Consider the following 21473-nt stretch of genomic DNA (forward strand, 5'->3'; position numbering starts at 1 on the left):
ATCTACAATGGGTTGAATTTGGAATCGTTACATCCCCAAGATCCAAGCAATGGGTTTCGAGAAAAAGCTAATGATGTCAGACCCCAAGCTTAAGTAAGGATCCAGCGTTACTTGACGTAATGGCCTTACGAATACAACAAGCAGGAAAATAACGGATGCCCATTGTTCAAACTTTTGCAGCGATTCCGTGTATCTCAGATCCACTAGATCTTGAATAATTCGATAACCATCTAATGGCGGAATCGGAATTAAATTGAACAGGAACAAGGTTATATTAATGCTCAACATCAATTGTAAAAAAAGAACAATTGCGTCTTTACTACCTTTGGAAACTCCTTCCAACCAACCATATTTCTGGAATAAAAGAGCAACAAATATCGTGATAATGGCCAGAATCAAGTTACTCAGCGGCCCCGCTGCGGTCACAATAATCCCCATCAAGCGTGGTCTTTTGAAATTGCCACGATTCACAGGTACAGGCTTCGCCCAACCAAAACCAGCAATCAAGAGCATAATTGTACCGAACAAGTCCAGATGGACCATCGGGTTTAAGGAAACTCTGCCGAACTGATAAGCCGTAGAATCTCCCAATTTATAGGCGCTATACGCATGAGCAAATTCATGAATGGTAAAAGAAAGAACGAGGACTAGAATAACAAACGGCAATGTACTCCAGTCATAAAACAGTAATCCTCCCATGTATGGACACCTACAGCTTTCTAGCTACAATCACGACCCAATTCGAATCATAGTTTTTCTCTACGATCGTAAATTTGGCTGCAATTAGTGCTTTTTCTACATCTGCTTCTTTGTTTGTAATAATCCCCGAGGTGATATAGTAACCACCTTGCTGCAAGACTTCATACACTTCATCAACGAAGAGAACAATGACTTCTGCCAAAATATTCGCGACAACTAGCTGTACAGGAATCGAAACACCCAGCTGCGCAGCGTCTTCGGTCTCGCTTTCTTTCAGTACTCCGAGTAAATCACTAAGTTTGACAGTAATCTTATCTTCGAGCTGATTTTGTTTTGTATTATCAAGCGCACTCGTTACAGCTACTGGATCCAAGTCAACAGCGAGCACATGCTTCGCGCCTAGCTTCGCAGCTGCAATCGAAAGAATACCAGATCCAGTTCCCACATCAATGACGTCGTCACCTGGCTGGAGTACCTTCTCCAATGTTTTCAAACAAAGAGACGTTGTCGCATGCGTACCTGTTCCGAAAGCCATCCCAGGGTCAAGCTCCAAGATTAATTCATCAGGCGAAGCTGTATACTCTTCCCATGTTGGTTTAATCGTCAAACGGTCAGACACACGAATAGGTTTAAAATACTGCTTCCAGGCATGCGCCCAATCCTCATCGTCTACTTCTATTAATTCAAATGTAGGATTTCCAGTATCGATATCGAACTCTTTAAGCTGCTCAACAGATTCTTTCAGGTTAGCCATGATGGGCTCCATATCTGTGCCATGGTAGAAGTAGCCTTTAATGACGGCTCTTCCCTCTGGGATATCGTTAAAAGGTGTTTCGTACAATTGACCAAACGAGGTGTCTCTCTCTTTGTTTAAGGTTCCTGATTCTTCAATGGAAACGCCACCGGCGCCCAGTTCATGAACAAAGTTCGTAATCATTTCTATTGCTTCTTCTGTCGTATGTACAGTTAATTCCTGCCAAAGCATCGGTATTGCTCCTCCTGTCGGTTATCACTTACAAATAAACCAAGCCCTAAAACGGTTATTTGGGCTATTTTCACACTGATTATTGTACTACACTTCGCTTCTTGGGTAAAATGGCGCATAATTTGTAAGCGCTTTAAAAATATTTTGCATCCTAACAACTTCCTAATACCTTCATGTTACATTGAAAAAGTGAGCAATGCTTAATCGTCTCTCTTGCTATTATTCATCATTAGAATGGAGTCATCACATGTACAAAACACTATTCATCTCACTTGTTTTCGTTGGTGTAGCGATGTCAGCACCTTTCACGACACCAACCATGCTTGCGGATAACTATAGCCAAGTTACGGCTCATCGCGGCAGTTCCGCTGTCACACCCGAGAATACGCTCTCTTCCTTTCGTCAAGCCATCATCGATCGAGCAGGCATTGCTGAGCTGGATGTCCAAGAGACAGCCGACGGAGTCGTCATGGTTATGCACGATAATAAGGCCATCCGCACAACAGGAATTAATAAAAACATGTGGGAAATCACCTCCTCGGAGCTAAAAGAGGCAAGCGCAGGCAGCTGGTTTAGCCCGAAATTTCAAAATGAGCTTGTGCCCACGCTGGATGAAGTCATAGGATTAGCCAAAGGTCATATAAAGCTGAATATAGAAATGAAAAATAACGGGCACGGTATGCTGCTCGCTGAAAAAACAGTAGACCTTATCCAAGCACACAGCTTTGAGAAGGAATGCACGGTGACATCATTTGATGCCAAGTTGCTTTATACTGTGAAAAAGCTTAATCCCCAGATCAAGACCGGCCTTATTGTGGGGCAAAAAACGGAAAACATTGTCGCCATCATGCAGAGTTCTGATTTCGATGTTATTTCTGCAGCCTATCCCCTCGTAACTGAATCATTCATGAAGCTTGCCGAGGCACATCAGAAGGAAGTCTATGTATGGACGGTCAATCAACCGACAATCATGAAGCAAATGCTTGCACTCGGTGTATCCAGTATTATTACGGACCATCCAGACCAACTTGTTCAAGTCATGAGTGGGCAGTAAGCACTTTCTTATATAATAAAAGCATCTGATCAATCAGGCTTTTGCCTTTTGATCAGATGCTTTTTTGAGATTACATAGTTCCGCCTGCGCTTTCAATAACACGTACTGCCTGATCATACACGGCATCGTCGATGACGGCAGCCAGTATAATGTCAATTCCCGTTACACCGCCACCCCCTCCGTCGCTTAAACCGCTTGCTGCTGGGTCTGCCGCAATCAGGATCCCTTCATCAGGTGTAGAAACATCTGCAGCCTGAGTTAACGTACCCAAGCTTCCGAAGTCCCCCGCATAGGGATTCATCGCGGATTGCAAACCACTGCCTGCATATCTGCCAAATCGATCTACCTGAACGTCAATAGCACGCAGTGCTTTCAGCTTAGAAGCTGCTCCCTCTGCTTGCTCCGGCGAATGAAAATAGGCGAGAATACTTTTCTCTGCCATTACTGTTCTTCCTGTCTGTAATCAGCTGCTTGCGCTCTCTCAGCCGCCTCGAAATCATCGGCATCAGCAACCTCAGCGGCGAATTCGACATCCTCATTTTTGGTTACAGGTAATTTATTCTGCTCTTCCTGATTATGTTTCTGACTCATCTTTGAACCTCCTAGAAACCGTTAAATTAACATCCATTTTTTATTGTGCCAAAGGATGGTTTTTTTATGCCACAAAAAGAAGATGACCGTCTCTCTCGCAGACGGTCATCTTCTTTACACAAACGGACATCTCATTTAATTTTGTTGCCTTTTATAAATCAGTTTGGAGAGAGTCACGCTGATTTCATACAACAAGAATAAGGGAATGATGACTAGGATGTCCGAGATGATATCAGGTGGCGTTATGGTTACAGCGGTTACCGCCAGCAGAAAATAAGCAAGTTTGCGCATTTTAGCCATTCTTTTCGGAGAAAGCACACCTATTTGTGTTAGGAACATGACAACTACCGGCATTTCAAATAAAACACCAAAAGGTACTGTCATATTCACCATGAATGTAAAATATTTCTCCGCCGTATACATCGTATCGAAGTTTCCTGCCATCCCTTCCAAAAAGGAATAAACCATCGGATAGATGATAAAATAACCGAAACTAACCCCGATTATAAATAGCAAAGCCAAAGCTGGTATAAAAGCTAGAGTCGCCTTATATTCGTGAGCTCGAAGTGCAGGCTTTACAAAGAGCCAAGCTTGCCAAGCCAAAATTGGCATCGTAACAGCTATAGCCAAAACACCGCTAAGCATGAAATATACCCAGATGACATCAGACGGAGCGAGTATCGTAAGCTTACCTTCCACATCACGTACTAGCCAACGATATACGTCTTGAACAAAAACAAAAGCGACGCAAAACGAAATAAAAAAGGCGATAAGTGTAATAATAATTCTTTTGCGCATTTCCTCTAAATGTAGGACAACGGATTCTTGCTTTTTGGAAGTGGTCACCGCGATTGACATTGTTTAATTTTTGTCAGCAGCTACATGCGGCTTCAAATCTTCTACTTTCTTCGGTTCTTCAATTTCATCCTTATCCCCGTTTAACAGCTCGCGAGTACCGTTCTTAAATTCACTTAGTGTACGACCGAAAGCACGTCCTAGTTCAGGTAATTTGGAAGGTCCAAAAACAATAAGAGCAATAACCAGAATAATAATTAGTCCGCCTACACCGATATTTCCGAATGGCATTTGAAGTATCCCCTTTGAATGAAATAAGTTCTGATTAGATGAAGATCCCCACTATGCAGTGGGGAATTTACAATTTCGTTAATGGACTGCTTACCGAAGCAGGTATTAGCCTAGCTTGAATCCGCTGATTGCAACTACGCCGCAACGAGGAATCGTGTCACCTTTACGGTGCGGCCACATGCCTGTAGGCTTTGCCAAATCAGTAGTCAATTCACCTGGATGCTGAATGGAAAGGAACAGCGTTTGTTCATTCGGCGTAAAGAATGGGCCTGTTAATTCACTTTCCTTAGGCGCTGAGGCAAACTGCATGGCAACACCTTTGCCTTGACCTATGGTTGGAATTACGAATAATCCATTATTCATAAATGATTTGTAAACACCTTTGTTATGGCTGCTAGTGGAAATGTCTGTCACAACCCATAAATTCCCGTTTGAATCAAATGCTAGATTGTCAGGGGAACTGAATCCGGATTGACGACCTCCAGCAGCGAAGATTTCGAAATCAAACTCAGTTGCGCCAAGGTCATTATCCAATTCGAAAATGCGAGTGATATGACCATGGATATTACCGTGGGTATCATTGTTTGTATGGCAGATAAATACCGTGTTATCGAAAGGTGAGATCTCGATATCTTCCGGACGGTCTGTTGGTGTACCTCCAAGAATAAGAGCAGCCTCATGACAGTAAGTAACAATATCACCTTGCGTTTGGAATTTCTTTTGCAGCTCTTCTCTTTTGCCGCTCACACCAGCTGGATTTTTGAACTTTTCATTGTCTAATGCTTTCGTAACAGCCTCGATCGTCACTGGAACCCATTTACCTGATTTCAGGTTAGCCACATATAAGGTACCTTCGGATAACAAAGCGGAGTTACCGCGACCCAATGATGGCTCATACTTATGTTTGGAAACGAACTTGTACACACAAGCGTCTTTCTTGTCATCTCCCATGTACACAACCACACGTCCGTCTTTGGCAATTCCCATAGCAGTGTTTTCATGGTTGAATCTACCTAATGCTGTATGTTTCTTCAAGAACGTACCGTCGAAAGGATCCACTTCGATAACCCAACCATAGTGAGTTTGCGGTAAACCAGCGGTTTCAGCAGTATCCGTGAAGTTTTCTTCACAAGACAAAACCGTATTCCACAAAGTCACACCACCGGAACAGTTAGCAAAAGTCCCTTGAACTGTCGTTGCGCCATTTAATGCTGCAATCCCTTTGGCAGGGCCTGTAAGCTCAAATTTTGTAAAACCATTGATTCGACGAGCATATTTTGATGTCGTATCCATCTTCCAAGTTCCTGTTTCATCTAAGAACACTTCAATGACAGACATCCCTTGATAATAAAGATCTTTTTCAATTTGTTCTTTCGTTAATTTGCCGTCTTTCACTGGTCCTATGGAGAAAATTAATGAGTATTCATGATTTGTAGCCAACAATCCGCGTGTGTTGGATCCATCGATTGGGAAAAAGGCATTATAATCAGCAGCTTGGCCAAATTTTTCACCTGCGCTGTTAATCACATCATCAAAAGCTGCAACAACGTCGTATTTGAAACCTCTAGGTAAAATAAGTTCATCTTCTTTGGAAGCCTCGATCGGTTCGAAATAACCGCTTACTTTGTTGGTCCCGAAACCGAACAAGTGGTCTGCAGTTGGCGACATAGCGGATGCTTTGCCTTCGAGTGTGCCTAATCCTGCGGATGCTGCGGCTAATGCGGCAGCTCCGGTACCTATGTAAGATAAGAACGTACGGCGGTCAATATTTTTTTCCATTGATATGTACAACTCCCTTAGAAAGTTATTAGACTTCTAAGACAAGCTTAACTTGTGAACATCAACACAGTGTTTTGCTCATTTAAATGTTTTGTAAATGAAAGAATAAATAAAAAAACACCCCATATGAAACCTTCAACAGATTAATCTCTGTGAAAGCTCCGTGGGATGTTTCATTCTTCTCGAAGGGTATTAATCGCCTAAGAAGGCTCTCTTCATACGTTCAAATATCGATTGATTTTGCTCGGAAGTATTTTCGCCGCTTTGTTTACCAAATTGACGGAGCAAATCCTTTTGTTCTTCACTCAAATTCGTTGGCGTCATCACAATCACTTTCACATGTTGATCACCTTGACCGAAGCCGCGAAGGTGAGGAACCCCTTTACCTTTTAAGCGGAAATACGTATCGGTTTGCGTACCAGCAGGAATTTTGAGCTTAACTTTCTCAGTGAGTGTTGGAATCTCGATCTCATCACCTAACGCTGCCTGCATGAAGGTTAATGGAACTTCACAATAGACATCATTGCCTTCACGTTCGAAGAATTCATGTGTTTTCACACGAATAACGACGTAAAGGTCGCCTGCAGGGCCCCCGCGAGTTCCGCCTTCACCTTCGCCGGATACACGAAGCTGCGCGCCATCATCAACACCAGCAGGAATCTTGATGTGGATGGTACGCTGTTTTTTTACCTTACCAGCGCCATGACACGTTCCGCATTTATCTTTGATGATCTTCCCTTGGCCATTACAAACCGTACATACACGACGGTTAACAATACGTCCAAAAGCTGTATTCTGTACGACTTCCTGCTGCCCGCTGCCATGACAACCGCCGCAAGTTTCCGGCTTCGTACCTGGCTTAGCACCGGATCCGTTACACGTATCACAATTTTCAGTTCGAGGAATATGGATATCGGTTTCTTTCCCGAAAATCGCTTCTTTGAACTCAATCGTCATCGTGTATTGCAAATCATTCCCGCGTTGTGGAGCATTGGGGTTACGACGGTTTCCACCGCCGCCACCACCGAAGAACATATCAAAAATATCCCCGAAGCCGCCACTGAAGTCTTGGCCGCCCATACCTTGGTTAGGATCTACATGACCAAAGCGATCATATTGGGCTTTTTTCTGATCATCGCTCAAAACATCATAAGCGTCTTTCGCTTCTTTGAATTTATCTTCCGCATCTGCGGCTTTGTTCACGTCAGGGTGATACTGACGAGCCATTTTACGGTAAGCCTTCTTGATATCATCTTGCGATGCATCTTTGCCTAGCCCAAGCACCTCATAATAATCACGTTTACTCATTGTTCCACTCCCATGTTCAAGACTACAAACGGAAAGTCAAAGCCACGGAGAGACTCCTGTTGGCTTTGACTCATACGTTTTCATTCAAATAAGTGTTTAAAAAATGGCTTTCAAAGTCAACTTTTTAAACTTCATCTTTAGTTAGGATATGATTATTTTTTGGGTTCGTCAACAACTTCGTAATCTGCGTCGACAACATTCTCTCTGCCTTTAGGGGCTTCGCCAGCACCAGCTTCGCCTTCAGCACCTTGTGACTGAGCAGCTTGCTCATACAGCTTCACGGAAAGTTGTTGAATGACTTCTGTCAACTCTTCTGTTGCTTTTTTGATCGCTTCGAGTTCGTTACCAGCTAGAGCAGCTGTCACTTTCTCTTTTGCAGCGTTCGCTTTGTCGATCTCGCCTTGGTCTACTTTATCTCCAAGATCTTTGATCGTTTTGTCAACGGAATATACGAGTTGATCCGCTTCGTTACGAGCTTCTACAAGCTCTTTACGGATACGGTCTTCCTCAGCATGAGCTTCCGCATCTTTCACCATTTGTTCAACTTCTGCATCGCTTAAGCCGCTGGAAGAAGTGATCGTGATTTTTTGGCTTTTGCCAGTTCCTTTGTCAAGTGCAGACACGTTAACGATACCGTTCGCATCGATATCGAAGCTAACTTCGATTTGCGGAACGCCACGTGGAGCTGGAGGAATATCACCAAGCATGAAACGGCCTAGTGTTTTGTTCCCGCTAGCCATCGAACGCTCACCTTGAAGCACGTGAATCTCAACGCTAGTTTGGTTATCTGCATAAGTGGAGTACACTTGTGATTTCGTTGTAGGGATTGTTGTGTTGCGGTCGATCATTTTCGTGAACACACCGCCAGCTGTTTCGATACCAAGGGAAAGTGGTGTTACGTCAAGAAGAACGACGTCTTTCACTTCACCTGTCAATACACCAGCTTGAACAGCTGCACCAAGGGCAACAACTTCATCTGGGTTAACGCCTTTGTGAGGCTCTTTACCAGTTAATTTCTTGATCGCTTCAACAACCGCTGGGATACGTGTGGATCCACCAACAAGAACAACTTTATCGATTTGGCTTGTGGACAAACCGGAATCCTGCAGTGCTTGACGAGTTGGTCCAAGTGTTCTTTCAACAAGACTAGCGGAAAGCTCTTCGAACTTCGCACGAGTTAGGTTCAACTCCAAATGCTGAGGAACCCCGTCAGCTACTGTAATGAACGGCAAGGAAACGGTTGTTGTCAGTACGCCGGAAAGCTCTTTTTTCGCTTTTTCAGCTGCATCTTTCAAACGTTGTACCGCTGCTTTATCTTTGGAAAGATCTATGCCTTGCTCTTTTTTGAATTCAGCTACGAGATAATCGATGATGACTTGGTCGAAGTCGTCGCCGCCAAGCTTGTTGTCTCCACTTGTTGCTTTAACTTCAAAGAAACCATCGCCTAATTCAAGGATGGATACGTCAAATGTACCACCACCAAGGTCATAAACGAGAATCGTTTGATCTTCTGTTTTTTCCAAACCGTAAGCTAGTGCTGCTGCAGTTGGTTCATTGACGATACGAAGAACTTCAAGACCAGCAATTTTACCAGCATCTTTTGTTGCTTGACGTTGGCTGTCATTGAAATAAGCAGGAACCGTAATAACAGCTTGCGTTACGGTTTGACCAAGGTAAGCTTCAGCATCAGCTTTCAGCTTTTGCAGAATAATAGCTGAGATTTCTTGTGGTGTGTAATCTTTGCCATCGATGTTTTCTTTGTGGTTAGTACCGATGTGACGCTTGATGGAGCTAATTGTTTTGTCTGGGTTTGTGATTGCTTGACGCTTTGCTGTTTCACCAACTACACGCTCGCCATCTTTCTTGAAACCAACAACGGAAGGGGTTGTACGGTTACCCTCCGGGTTAGGAATTACGACGGCTTCGCCGCCTTCCATTACGGCAACGCAAGAATTTGTTGTACCTAAGTCAATACCAATTACTTTACTCATGTAAAGCTGCCTCCTTTTGCTCCTATGGAACATTTCGTTTATTTGAATGTTGAGAAAAATAAGATCTCTTACACGCTAACTTTGACCATGGCAGGTCGGATGACTTTATCTTTGAGGATATAGCCTTTTTGCAGTTCTTCTACCACGATACCTTCTTCGTGTTCTTCGGATTCAACCTGCATAACCGCTTGGTGGAATTCCGGATTGAACGGTTGACCTACGGAATCGATCGGTTTAAGCCCTTCTGCGGTTAGCAGTTGATCGATGCCGCGGTACGTCATATCCAAGCCTTTCACCAATGCGTCGAAATCCTTCGTCTCCTTGCTTGAAGACAGCGCGCGATCAAAGTTATCTACAATCGGTAAAAGCTGTTCAATCAATTTTAGCGAAGCGTATTTCGCGAAATCTTCCTTCTCCGCTCTAGCGCGGCGGCGGAAGTTGTCGAAGTCCGCTTGAACGCGTAATAAACGCTGATAGTTTTCTTCTGCTTGCACACGCGCCGTTTCCAACTCGCTAACTTCTTTGGTTTCCTCAGAAACCTCCGCTTGCGAATCTTGGCCTACCGCTTCTTGTTGTTCAGCGGCTTGCTCGCCTTCGGCTGCGTATGTAGTGTTCACGTCTTGCTCGGCTGTTTTGTTATCTCCAGTACTCAATTGTCCTTCACCTCCTAAACATAATACATCATAATCTCTCTGACGTCAGTTTGCCCATCTTTAAGCCTCTTCAAAAGGCTGCTTCATCTTAATAACCGTATGAATACGCAGCACAGCGGCAGCAACTTCTCCAGCCGCTTGCAGAGCGTGAATTTTCACATCAGCTGGATCCACAATGCCTGCTTTTAAGAAGTCAGTTACTTGTCCCGTATCGCAATCGATACCGAGACTGTCGGTTTCCAGCGCAATCTGCGCGGCTTTCAGCTCTTCAACCTTCTCGAGCGGATTGTAGCCCGCATTGACGACAATCTGGGCCACCGGCTTGCGAAGTGCCCCTGCGACAGCGGCAACACCGAAGCCTTCCATGCCCTTCATCGTCTCGCGGACGCGCTCGAGATCATGGGCGACCGCCATCTCCGCGGCGCCGCCTCCGGGCAAGTACCCGCCGCGTACGGCGGCTTGAACGGCTGAGGCAGCGTCCTTCGCGATGCGCGAGCGCTCGTGCGCCGCTTCGCGTGTCGCGGCGCCGACGATCACGGTCACGTGCTGCTCGCCGTGACCGCGCGCTACGCGCACGCGCTCTAGCCGCTCATCGTACGCGGCATAACCCGCGTGCCCGAGGGCGGCACCAAGCTCCGGCGCGCTCTTGCGCAGCGCTGTGCGCCGCACCGGCCTAGCGCCGGTGTGCTCGCTCAGCAGCTGCATGTCCCTGCGGGACAGCCGCTGCAGCACGATAATGCCATGGTCGGAGCAGAACTGCTCCGCCTCGGGGTCGACCCCGCGGTCTGATGCGATCAGACCGACGCCAAGCTCCAGCAGCGAGCCTAGGCTGCTGCGGAACTGCTCCCGCAGCTGCATGTAGCGCTGGAAGCCTGCCTCGGTGACCAGCGCTTCTTCGCTGACCGCCTCAGGCTCCAGAGCATCATGCAGCACGAGAATTCGAGCATCGCGCAGCTCATGCTCCAGATGCAGGTTCATCGGCTTCTGGTTCAGCAAAATGCCGGTCCATACCTCACTGCTCGCCTCTTCATGGGCGAGCACGCTGTCTGCGAAGCGGTAGCCGTCTTCGCGAAGCTTCGCCTCACCGACCGCTTCGGCGGCTTGAACGATGAGCTTTGCGATGTCCGCCTGCTCCCTACCGGCCGTGATAGCAATGCGTTTCAGCGCACTATCACCTAAGCCGGCAATCGCGCGGCTTCGGCTTTGTAAGCTTTTTACCGCCAGCTCGATGCCTTGCAGCATGCCGCTAACGACCTTAGCGACCGGTACGCCGCGCGTCACCTGAGCGACACCTTCTTGCACCAAAGCTCCGGCAAGAACCGTTGCCGTCGTTGTACCGTCGCCGATTTGTCGCTGCTGGCTGCGTGCGACCTGAATCATCAACCTAGCCGCAGGATGAGTGACGTCCATTTTTTCCAAAATAGTTACACCATCATTGGTAATGATGACTTCACCCTGCCCACCAACTAACATGGTATCGAGACCTTTGGGTCCGAGTGTCCCCTCGACCGCAGAACAAATCGCTCTTACGGCTGCAGCATTGTTGACCAGCGTAGAGTAACGTTCCTCTCCCTCGCTATGAACTGTTTTCATTCCGCTCATTTGCCATACCAACGCCCGAGAACGACTTCAAGATGTTTCGACAAATGCTCCATTAAGCTAATGACCCTGCCATATTCCATACGGGTAGGACCTAGAATTCCTATCGTTCCAAGAGGCTTATCGCCAATCGAATAGGAAGCCGTTATTAAGCTGCAATTATTGATAGCTTCAATACTATTTTCAGCACCAATTTTAATCTCAATGCCTTCATTTGACGATGTAAACAGTTTGATGAGGGTAGGTGCTTCTTCTAATAGATCAAAAATGCTCTTAACCTTGTCAACATCCTTGAACTCGGGTTGGGTCAACATATTCGTCATACCGCTTAGGAAGACGCGATCCTTCTCATTGCTTTGAAGCACGCTTTCCACAACCGCAAGAAGCTCTTGATACCCGTTCACATACTTGCTTAACTCGCTCGAAATTTCATTATAAAGCCTGGATTTAAATTCGATCAACGGTACGTTTTTAAGCTTTGCATTCAGAATATTAACAACCTTCTCAATATCAGACATCCGTATGCCTTCAGGAATGGAAACTGTTTTATTCTCCACATGCCCCGTATTCATAACAATAATGGCAACGGCTGTCGTTTCTGAAAGCGGGATAATCTGTAAGTGTTTCAGCGTTGTACTGAATACCTCAGGGCCAAGCACGATCGATGTATAATTCGTAAGACTGGAGAGCATCCCCGCAACATGCTGGATCACACCTTCCATCTCTTGAATACGTTCGGCAAAAGCACCCTTCATGGAGTTCAAATCGTTATTATGCAAGGTACCATGCCCAAGCAAATGATCGACATAATAGCGATAACCTTTGTGCGAGGGTATACGACCTGCGGACGTATGGGGCTGCTCCAAATAACCCATTTCTTCGAGATCAGACATCTCGTTACGGATCGTCGCCGGACTGAATCCGACATTGCCCCGCTTCGAAATACTTCGCGAACCAATTGGCTCTGCTGAACGAACATAATCATCAATGATTGCACTTAAAATCATGCGCTGACGCTCCGTCAACATAAGGTACCCCTCCTCTTCACAAATCACTATTTGCCACTTTCGTTAGCACTCGTATTTAGTGAGTGCTAAATCCTAATACAAAAATAACAGACCCTAAGGTCTGTTGTCAAGTCAATCCAAACGTTTAAGTACGGCGATTTCGTCGCAGCAATACTGTTTTTTGCAATGCATACAATCTTTCCAAACCTTCTCCGGGAAAATCTCTTTTGGCACGAGGGTAAAGCCGTTTTTTTGAAAAAAAGCTACTTCATACGTGAGCGCCATCACTTTAATTATGCCTTGGCTCCTTGCCTCTTCAACTAAGAAGTTCACAAGTTTCCCGCCAATTCCTTGCCCCTTGTAGCCTTGGGTCATCCCGAGTGAGCGAATCTCAACAAGATCAGGCCCAAGCCGTGTGAGGGATCCGCAGCCTATCAGCAAGCCATCCGATTCAGCGACAACGAAAGTGTCGATCTGTTCCTCCAGCATCTCTTTGCTCCGCGGCAGCATAATTCCCTGCTTGGCATAGCCTTGTATAATATCATGCAGCTTCTCAATATCACTTATCGAAGCTTTTCTAACGGACACTGTAGTTGATAGATTCACTGTCATCCCACCAATCGCAACAAAATGCATAAAACCCACGCTAGCGCCACTACGGCTTTGCCGCTGATTCGCTTGTGGATTCATGTATAAATATACATTAAACCGTATATTTGCACAAGAGTTTTTTGCATCAAAACAGGTCTCTCGCTGTTACTCGCCTAGGCAAGGAATGAAGCAAAGACTTCGTTGCCAAGCAGGATGCCATGTTTGGACAATCGATACCCATCCGGCGTTTGTTCAAGCAGCTGTTTTCGCAGCCAGCCATTCAAGGTTTCCCCGAATTGGGATTCGATGGTGGTTCCGAATTGTTCGATAAAATCCGCATTGCGTACACCTTCCAGCAATCGCAATCCAACCATCATGAAGTCTTCCATAGCTTCCTGACGCGTTACCTCAAATTGTTCCATGATCGGCAGGCCTACCTTGGCAGCATCGATATAAGGTTGAATTCCCTTCACGTTCACATGACGCTGGCCATTCATATACCCATGAGCCCCTGCGCCAAGTCCATAGTAGGAACGATTACGCCAGTACATTGAGTTGTGTCTGCTCTCTCGACCAGGTTTAGCGAAGTTGCTGATTTCATATTGCTTATAACCCGCTGTCTCTAACCTCTTCATGATGAGTTCGTACATATCGACTTCTTCATCTTCACTTGGAAGAGGCAGTTGATTCTTGTTGAACAATGTGTGAAACAACGTATTCTCTTCTACTTTTAGGCTATAGATGGAGTAATGCTGCAAATCCAGAGATAAAGCCTCATCTAAGGTAGCCTGCATGATATCTACAGTTTGTTTGGGAAGACCGAACATCAAGTCAATGGAGAGGTTATCGAAACCTAGCTTTTTGGCATTCGCGATGCTTCTATGCACATCATCTGTATTATGAATGCGCCCAATCGCGGCAAGCAAATCATTATTGAAAGATTGCACACCGAAACTAATCCGATTGACGCCGCCTTCTTTCATCACGGCCAGCTTATCTTCGTCCGTCGTTCCTGGGTTTGCTTCCATGGAAAACTCGACTTCCCTACTTTCTGCCGGGAAATACGTACGAACCATGCCCAGAAACCGTTCCATCTGATCAGGAAGAAGTACCGTTGGCGTTCCTCCGCCTACGAAAATCGTTTCAACCTTGATCGGCGGATTATTCCTAACCGTAAGTTCCATCTCGCGCTCAAGCGCGTCCAGATATTCCATAACGGGCTGACCTTTGAGGACATAAGAGTTGAAGTCGCAATAATGGCATTTGTTTGTGCAAAACGGGATATGAATATACACAGCGGTTGGGGCCGTATAGGTTACTAACATAGGGGTATTTCCTTTCTATTGAGAAAAAGCCAAGGGGCAGAGTTACTCTGCCACCCCAGCTTCTCATTCATTTCAAACTATTCGTCGATTTTAAGAACAGCCATGAACGCTTCTTGCGGCACTTCTACGCTGCCGACTTGCTTCATGCGTTTCTTACCTTCTTTTTGCTTATCAAGGAGCTTACGTTTCCTTGAGATGTCACCGCCGTAACATTTGGCGAGTACGTTTTTACGCATCGCTTTAACCGTCTCACGTGCTACGATCTTCTGTCCAATCGCCGCTTGAATCGGCACTTCAAACATTTGCCGCGGAATCAGTTCCTTCAGCTTATCACAAATGATTTTGCCACGATGATACGCGGTATCACGGTGAACGATGAAGGATAGCGCATCCACTTGCTCGGCATTCAAAAGAATGTCCATTTTCACGAGATTCGATTTCTTGTAGCCAGACACTTCATAGTCAAATGAAGCATAGCCCTTTGTTCTTGACTTCAACATATCGAAGAAATCATATACGATCTCGGATAACGGAATTTCGTACGTTAATGTCACACGATTGGTATCCAGGTATTCCATGTTCATATATTCACCGCGTTTGCCTTGGCACAGCTCCATAATTGTTCCTACGTAATCATTCGGAACAATAACCGATGCTTTGACATAAGGCTCTTCAACGAAGTCAATTCGCTGTGGATCTGGATAGTTCGATGGATTATCGATTTCCATCACATCGCCATTCGTTAATGTAATGCGGTATATAACGCTTGGCGCCGTCGTTATCAGCGGAATATTAAACTCGCGTTCAATCCGCTCCTGAATAATTTCCATGTGCAGCAGACCCAAGAAACCGCAGCGGAAGCCAAAACCTAAAGCTGTAGATGTTTCTGGTTCAAAACGTAGAGAAGCATCATTCAGCTCCAGCTTCTGCAAAGCTTCACGCAGATCGTTATAATCCGTTGTTTCGATCGGATACAGTCCGCAGAACACCATCGGGTTGATTCGGCGATAGCCTGGCAGCGCTTCTGGCGCCGGGCGATCCGCTTCTGTAACCGTGTCCCCGACTCGTGTATCCCCTACATTTTTGATACCGGCTACAACGAATCCTACATCTCCAACCTCAAGAGAAGGAACGGATGCCATTCTCGGTTTGAAAGCCCCGACTTCAATGACTTCAAACACCTTGTTCGTCGCCATCATTTTGATTTTGGAGCCCGCTTTGATAGAACCATCGACAACGCGCACATAAACAATAACACCTTTGTAGCTATCGTAATGGGAATCGAAGATCAATGCTTTCAGCGGATTGTCCGGATTTCCTTGCGGAGCCGGGACTTTCTCACAAATTTGTTCGATAATCTCTTTAATCCCAATACCGGCTTTTGCGGAAGCATGAACAGCCTCGCTGGCATCTAGTCCGATAACGTCCTCGATTTCCTGTTTCACTTTATCAGGATCAGCACTAGGTAGATCGATTTTATTGATGACAGGTAAAATTTCTAAATTATTTTCTAATGCCAGGTACACGTTGGCAAGTGTTTGCGCTTCGATACCTTGTGCAGCGTCTACAACCAGCAGAGCGCCTTCACAAGCAGCAAGGCTTCGGGAAACCTCGTATGTAAAGTCTACATGTCCCGGTGTATCAATTAAATTTAGAATATAATCGACGCCATTGTCAGCACGATAAGCCAATCTAACCGCCTGAAGTTTAATCGTAATTCCACGTTCCCGCTCCAAATCCATCTGGTCCAGCACTTGCTCCTGCATCTCACGCGACGATAACGCGCCCGTATATTCCAGAATGCGGTCTGCAAGCGTTGACTTGCCATGATCGATATGAGCGATAATTGAAAAGTTGCGAATTCTTTGTTGTCTTTCTCGAATGTCCGTCATGCTAAAGACTAACCCCCACTACATGCAAATAATTTTCATTATAGCAGTTGTGGGAAGTTGCAGCAATGTACCCCTTAACCTTTCCCTAAGACGGCATCAAATAAGGACACGAATAACTTAATGCCGTGATGCGAAGCAATCTGTAAAAAGTCCCCTAATTTATTGCCGACATGATTCAACGAATTGTCGTGATCAGCAATCGGTTCCGACTTCTTTTCAGCCTCTGGTTTCGCCGCAGTCTTAGCTTTCGCTGCTGCATCTCCTTTGGCCGCCCCAGTTGGTGACGCTTTAACCGTGGTCACTTTCCCAGGTGGCGTTTTGACAGCAGCCTCCTGTGCGGCTTTAGAGGAAGGCTGAGGCCCCTGTATGCGTTCCATCCCGCTCGACGCCAAGCTGACTCCGAATAAAATACAGAACAACAGCAAGAGTCCAAACATGCCTACTTTGATATAAAAGTGCCTCAGCCTCATTTTGAATCCTCCTTAGAGTTTTGCTTTAGCAAAACTAGCTTCGAAAGCGTATCCTTAGAGTTTTGCTTTAGCAAAACTGGCTTCGAAAGCATATGCTTAGAGTTTTACTTAAGCAAAAATTAGCTTCAAATTAGCTTCTACGATTGCTTAGGGGTAACAGCCGGTGCATCAACCTTCTTCGCGTTCAAAATCACCTCTGAAATAGCCTCTGCCAACCAATCTGTTGTTCGATAGCACTCTTCGAGGGAATTGTACGGACCACCGACTTCAATCAATATATTATTAGGCGAAAAGCTCTGATTATATAAACCGTTGCCTTCACTGGCTTCTTTCGCGTGAATTCCTTTGGATATGCCGGGATGCTTGGCCTCTAACACTTGATGAATCTTGTTGGCGAATTCCTCATTCTTTTTCCAATTCGGATTTTTACCGCCGATGATGAAGTATACCTGAGCATAATCTTTCCCATCAAAGGTTGCGGTCGTTTTATTGCGTGCAGCGGAATCCCGATGAATATCGAAATAATATTGCAAATCCGGATGTGCAACAGCTGCTTCCTGCAAAGTTTTCAAGGAATATTTGTAGGAATATGGATATTCGAAATTTTTGACAGTACTCGGGTAGACCGTCTTGGAATGTACGGCACCAATGCCGTCCTTCTCCAAATTTTGAGCTAATCTTTGACCTACGGAAATGATATTCACCTTATCGCTATAAGCCTTGTCAGGATCCGTAACACCTTTTAACTCCGGCAAAAAAGACTCATTACTATGCGTTTGATAAATGAAAGCTATATTATCCCCCGCAGTTCTTGGCGGTTGCCCCGTTGCGTTTGTAATCGGGGCGGCACCACCCACAGGCGAGGGTTCTGGTGATGGAGATGGCTGAGGATTCTTCGCCTCTGCCTCCAAATCAAGGGAGCTTGGGGGGCCGTAATCAATAGGATCACTGGGATTTGATGCACTCCCTCTTACCAATACCGTCGTCTTATTGGCATCCATCCCTGGCACTTCACTGGCGACAAGACTTTTAGGGTCGTTCGGATTGATATCCGTCAAGAACTGGAAGGCAAATTGAAACACATTATGCTGAGAAAATGTAAATTTCTTCTGATCTTTATGTAGATGAGGCACTTCCATGCCCAGCATATCGATAAAAAATTGATTTGTGACGGAAGCAGCTAAGCTCTTCATAGATGATACAGGCGAAGTAGTCATGACTCTATTCTGCAAGAAGCCTCCTACGCCAATAAGAACAAATAAAGCAAAGGTGCCGAAGCTGAGTATAAAAAATGTTTTTCCGACGGAACTTGCGCTCTGAAACGTTTTCCGAACATGGCTGAGATTCAATGTAGCTGATGTCCATTTCATAGTTTGATTCCTCCTAATCTATCTTACTTCAATCTATGAAACGAGCTCCTTCGATAGAACCCGAAACACTAGAATTTTTCTGATAGAGAGAAACAGAAGCGCAAATAAACCTGAGACACAGCTCAGGTTCTTCTGTCGATTCAAACATGGGAACTGCAGTTAAGGCTTGTTTTCTTCAAAATCACCTGCAGCCTCATGAGTACGCAAAAAAAGAACCCCTTACGGGGTTCTTTGGTTTATCTTATTACTACTAAGCGAGGGATTCGAAATCAAATGACCCTTTGGCCACAATAGTTACCCCACTTGTTTTATTCAGAACAGTAGGTCCGTTATATAATTTGAGCAGCGTCTTGTCACTCGGTTTATGTTTATTGTCTGTGGTTGGTCGGTTACGAACTTTCTTCATGTGCTTCAGCATAAATAATCCTTCCTTTCACAATGGATTTGAGTGAAGACACGAGCTTCGCATTTCTTTCCGATAACTCCATCATGACTTGATGATGATTGCGCGCGGGAATATCCGTCCTTGTCTTGAAATGTATGGATGAAACAATGGTCGGATGCAGCTTAATGCAGTAAATGTATTCAAACTCGCCATCTTCTTTATCCTTGGCTTGCCCCAGGTAGATGTTCGTATCCTTGCCCCGGTAGCATTCAGCTAGATAGCTAGTAGGGTCGTTCACGTTGAAGCTGTGGTTGTTGCTAACCTGACCGGCACGGCCAAATTGCTGCAAGGTGACACCATCTTCGAGAAGCTCAAAGAGCGTTGCCGCTGTCACTTCTTGAAGCTCAATTATACCACAATTGGTATCAAATGTCTTATGGAATTTATCCAATACGCGGTCATAATCTACACTGGACACACTCAGCGAATCCAAAGCGTCGAACAAAAAACTGCGTATAGCATCGTTCTTCTTCATATCGGATAGCTTAAACCGATTCTTATGAACACCGATACTATGTTTAATCGGGTAGAGGTGAGGACCTGCTAGCTCCGCGATTCCCGAAATGGCCTGCTGATCATCGATTCGCAGTGGGTTGTAACCCTCCAGATACTCAGGCAGTTCACAGTTCTTAGACATCACAATGAACGTGCGGCTGTGGCCTAATTCTCCGATACAAAGTCCTATCAATACGAGTATATTCCCGTAAACCAAGGGATCATGACAATCCGCATGCGTGATAATCAGAAGGGCAAAGTCCGTCTCTTCGATATGCTTTTTTAGCATTTTCAATTTATGATTGGACGCCGTAAGCACACCCTGATTAATCACCGTAACCTCGGATGAAGATGACAACTGCGCTTGATAGAATTCAGCCCACAGCGAACTTGCGGGGGAGCAGCCGATAAATATCTTTGGTTTCATTTCTCTCTCAGCCCTAACTCTTTGAGCATTTGCTTCACAACGAAAGTTGCCGGTCCTAGGCCGGCCATTAGCCCAGAGGAATGATTCGCATCATAGGTAAGTGGTGTTAGGCCGATTAAATCGGAGGCTATATGTAATTTTTCTTTTTCCGGAATAAGAAAGTAGGTTCGCTCTAGACCTATTTGTCCAATAAATAAACCCAGTTCCAAAATAACATTGTCACGTACTGTGCTAACCAATGAATCTCTCAAAAGTGTTAAATCGTTAGGTTGGAAGACAAAGATAGCAAAATCACTAGACTTCGCCTGCTTAATAAGTGGAGCCAAGGTTGTATGTGAAGGAGGGAATAGCAATTGACTCCAAACCGTTACATCAAATGAAAAATGGAGATTAGACTGCAAAGCCTCTGCGACTTCAACACTTTCAGCAGATGACCCTATGAATAGCTTCGCTTTATGTGCGCTGCTCAACAGAACCACGTCCTCATTTAGGTTGATCGTCCCTTATTCGACGCTCCCCTCCTTATTCCTTCCAAATTACGTGAAAATGGACAAAAAGAAAGAACTGTATCCCTCCATCTAGGGGACCCAGTTCTTAAAATCATTTAGTGTGTATAGGCCGCTACATTATCAACACTCACGGCATCGTGTAAGGCAGCATTTAAGCCGCTAGCAATAATATTGGCGATGTCTTCAATAAACTGGTCGATCTCCTTCGGTGTAACAAGCAAATCGTGTCCTACGGGGTTCAGGACCTCTTTGACAAGCATTAGGCGCTCTTCCTCCTGCATCCCGTCCAGAAGTCCTAGAATCTGTCCTGTATTGCGCGTCTGCTCGCTAAAGTGCCTTTGCATCAGGTCGAAAGCGTTATTGACTATCGTTGAGGCATAGACAACAGTCGGGACTCCAATCGCAACCACGGGAATGCCAAGGTTTTCTTTGGTCAACCCTTTGCGTTTATTTCCGATGCCTGAACCGGGATGAATGCCTGTATCCGCGATTTGAATGGTCGTATTGACCCGGTCTAGGGACCTGGAAGCCAGCGCATCAATAGCAATAATGAAATCAGGTTTGGACATATCGACAATCCCCTGAACGATGTCACTGCTCTCAATCCCCGTTGTCCCGAGCACCCCTGGCGCTACCGCGCTAACCGCCCGATACCCTGGACTAACGTCCTCTGGAACTAGTTCAAAGTAATGACGTGTGACCATCACGTTATTCACAACTAGAGGGCCGAGAGCATCGGGTGTCACATTAGAGTTGCCTAGACCGATAATCAGCGCTTTTGCGTTCTTGGGGATGCCGATTTCTCGCAAAAACTGTTCAAACTCTTGAGCTAATTTCGTGGCGACCCGGTCCTGTAATTGGCTGTCTTTCTCCCGAAGAGCTGGCACTTCTATCGTTATATAATGACCGAGAAGCTTACCAAGCGCTTTGGAGCCTTCTTCGTTCAGAACATTGATCTTGGTAACCCGTATCCCGTTTTCACGTGTCGACTCCTGTTCAATGCCAGGTATCGGTTGCCCCTGATTGGCTGCATGAGCCATATCCCTTGCATCTAGCGCAAGATCCGTATGTGTTGTAAAAGAGCCTAAGTCCATTGAAGTTCCCCTTTCTCAGGTGCATTGCATCCCTTATTGTGCTACGATTTACAACCGCTTATGCAAAAAAGGAGACCACTGAAAACCTATTGACAGCTCTTGC

22 protein-coding genes are annotated in these 21473 nt (G+C 45.5%); 1 reads left to right on the top strand and 21 read right to left on the bottom strand.

Translation table 11 applies throughout. The features are described 5' to 3' along the window. Positions 1-27 precede the first annotated feature (27 nt). Together QFZ80_RS19680 and prmA are read right to left on the bottom strand one after the other, a co-directional pair. Positions 28-699, bottom strand: a complete 672-nt coding sequence (locus QFZ80_RS19680) for a site-2 protease family protein (protein WP_307554978.1) — start codon at positions 697-699, stop codon at positions 28-30. Positions 700-709: 10 nt separating this feature from the next. Next, on the bottom strand, positions 710-1684 hold the full coding sequence (gene prmA, locus QFZ80_RS19685) for a 50S ribosomal protein L11 methyltransferase (protein ID WP_307554976.1): 975 nt from the start codon (positions 1682-1684) through the stop codon (positions 710-712). Between the two features lie 247 nt (positions 1685-1931). Here prmA and QFZ80_RS19690 point away from each other — a divergent pair, with 247 nt between their 5' ends. Next, positions 1932-2738, top strand: a complete 807-nt coding sequence (locus QFZ80_RS19690) for a glycerophosphodiester phosphodiesterase (RefSeq protein ID WP_307554974.1) — start codon at positions 1932-1934, stop codon at positions 2736-2738. Between the two features lie 70 nt (positions 2739-2808). Here QFZ80_RS19690 and QFZ80_RS19695 read toward each other — a convergent pair whose 3' ends face one another. The 19 genes from QFZ80_RS19695 to gpr all read right to left on the bottom strand — a co-directional run bounded on the left by QFZ80_RS19695 (position 2809) and on the right by gpr (position 21370). Beyond that, positions 2809-3180: a hypothetical protein gene (locus tag QFZ80_RS19695; protein ID WP_307554972.1), complete on the bottom strand. Its 372-nt coding sequence runs from the start codon at positions 3178-3180 to the stop codon at positions 2809-2811. Beyond that, positions 3180-3329: a YfhD family protein gene (locus tag QFZ80_RS19700; RefSeq protein WP_307554970.1), complete on the bottom strand. Its 150-nt coding sequence runs from the start codon at positions 3327-3329 to the stop codon at positions 3180-3182. The genes QFZ80_RS19695 and QFZ80_RS19700 overlap by 1 nt, the downstream gene beginning before the upstream one ends. A gap of 135 nt (positions 3330-3464) precedes the next feature. Further along, positions 3465-4187, bottom strand: a complete 723-nt coding sequence (gene tatC / locus QFZ80_RS19705) for a twin-arginine translocase subunit TatC (protein ID WP_373460126.1) — start codon at positions 4185-4187, stop codon at positions 3465-3467. Positions 4188-4190: 3 nt separating this feature from the next. Next, complete coding sequence (tatA, locus tag QFZ80_RS19710; RefSeq protein ID WP_307560608.1) at positions 4191-4415, bottom strand: twin-arginine translocase TatA/TatE family subunit; 225 nt, start codon at positions 4413-4415, stop codon at positions 4191-4193. Between the two features lie 105 nt (positions 4416-4520). Continuing rightward, positions 4521-6194: a PhoX family protein gene (locus QFZ80_RS19715; RefSeq protein ID WP_307560610.1), complete on the bottom strand. Its 1674-nt coding sequence runs from the start codon at positions 6192-6194 to the stop codon at positions 4521-4523. Positions 6195-6386: 192 nt separating this feature from the next. Next, positions 6387-7502, bottom strand: coding sequence for a molecular chaperone DnaJ (gene dnaJ / locus QFZ80_RS19720; RefSeq protein ID WP_307554962.1), 1116 nt, complete (start codon positions 7500-7502; stop codon positions 6387-6389). A gap of 152 nt (positions 7503-7654) precedes the next feature. Continuing rightward, positions 7655-9493: a molecular chaperone DnaK gene (gene dnaK, locus QFZ80_RS19725; protein WP_307554958.1), complete on the bottom strand. Its 1839-nt coding sequence runs from the start codon at positions 9491-9493 to the stop codon at positions 7655-7657. 68 nt (positions 9494-9561) lie between these two features. Beyond that, on the bottom strand, positions 9562-10146 hold the full coding sequence (gene grpE, locus QFZ80_RS19730; protein ID WP_171643710.1) for a nucleotide exchange factor GrpE: 585 nt from the start codon (positions 10144-10146) through the stop codon (positions 9562-9564). A gap of 60 nt (positions 10147-10206) precedes the next feature. Continuing rightward, positions 10207-11748: a TCP-1/cpn60 chaperonin family protein gene (locus QFZ80_RS19735; protein ID WP_307554955.1), complete on the bottom strand. Its 1542-nt coding sequence runs from the start codon at positions 11746-11748 to the stop codon at positions 10207-10209. After that, entirely contained in the window at positions 11745-12773 is a 1029-nt protein-coding gene (gene hrcA / locus QFZ80_RS19740) for a heat-inducible transcriptional repressor HrcA (RefSeq protein WP_307554953.1), read from the bottom strand. Before hrcA ends, QFZ80_RS19735 begins: the two co-directional genes overlap by 4 nt. Before the next feature lie 111 nt (positions 12774-12884). After that, a complete protein-coding gene (locus tag QFZ80_RS19745) occupies positions 12885-13358 on the bottom strand; it encodes an N-acetyltransferase (protein WP_235551025.1) in 474 nt (157 codons plus the stop codon). 158 nt (positions 13359-13516) lie between these two features. Further along, positions 13517-14668, bottom strand: coding sequence for a radical SAM family heme chaperone HemW (gene hemW / locus QFZ80_RS19750; RefSeq protein WP_307554950.1), 1152 nt, complete (start codon positions 14666-14668; stop codon positions 13517-13519). Positions 14669-14745: 77 nt separating this feature from the next. Next, positions 14746-16560: a translation elongation factor 4 gene (gene lepA / locus QFZ80_RS19755; protein ID WP_307554948.1), complete on the bottom strand. Its 1815-nt coding sequence runs from the start codon at positions 16558-16560 to the stop codon at positions 14746-14748. Positions 16561-16634: 74 nt separating this feature from the next. Then, a complete protein-coding gene (locus QFZ80_RS19760) occupies positions 16635-17030 on the bottom strand; it encodes a DUF3679 domain-containing protein (protein WP_307554946.1) in 396 nt (131 codons plus the stop codon). Between the two features lie 137 nt (positions 17031-17167). Next, positions 17168-18400 (bottom strand): stage II sporulation protein P, encoded by a 1233-nt coding sequence (spoIIP, locus tag QFZ80_RS19765; RefSeq protein WP_307560613.1) that lies wholly within the window; start codon positions 18398-18400, stop codon positions 17168-17170. 250 nt (positions 18401-18650) lie between these two features. Continuing rightward, entirely contained in the window at positions 18651-18818 is a 168-nt protein-coding gene (locus QFZ80_RS19770) for a hypothetical protein (RefSeq protein WP_307444445.1), read from the bottom strand. Then, on the bottom strand, positions 18790-19767 hold the full coding sequence (locus QFZ80_RS19775; RefSeq protein ID WP_307560615.1) for a TIR domain-containing protein: 978 nt from the start codon (positions 19765-19767) through the stop codon (positions 18790-18792). The genes QFZ80_RS19770 and QFZ80_RS19775 overlap by 29 nt, the downstream gene beginning before the upstream one ends. Then, a complete protein-coding gene (locus QFZ80_RS19780) occupies positions 19764-20237 on the bottom strand; it encodes a nucleotide-binding protein (protein WP_052228179.1) in 474 nt (157 codons plus the stop codon). The genes QFZ80_RS19775 and QFZ80_RS19780 overlap by 4 nt, the downstream gene beginning before the upstream one ends. Positions 20238-20371: 134 nt before the next feature. After that, positions 20372-21370 carry a GPR endopeptidase gene (gene gpr, locus QFZ80_RS19785; protein ID WP_307554939.1) on the bottom strand — a complete coding sequence of 333 codons (999 nt, stop codon included), beginning with the start codon at positions 21368-21370 and terminating at the stop codon, positions 20372-20374. Between the last annotated feature and the right edge of the window lie 103 nt (positions 21371-21473).

This window comes from Paenibacillus sp. V4I7, assembly GCF_030817275.1.
In the GTDB taxonomy this organism is placed as follows: Bacteria; Bacillota; Bacilli; order Paenibacillales; family NBRC-103111; genus Paenibacillus_E.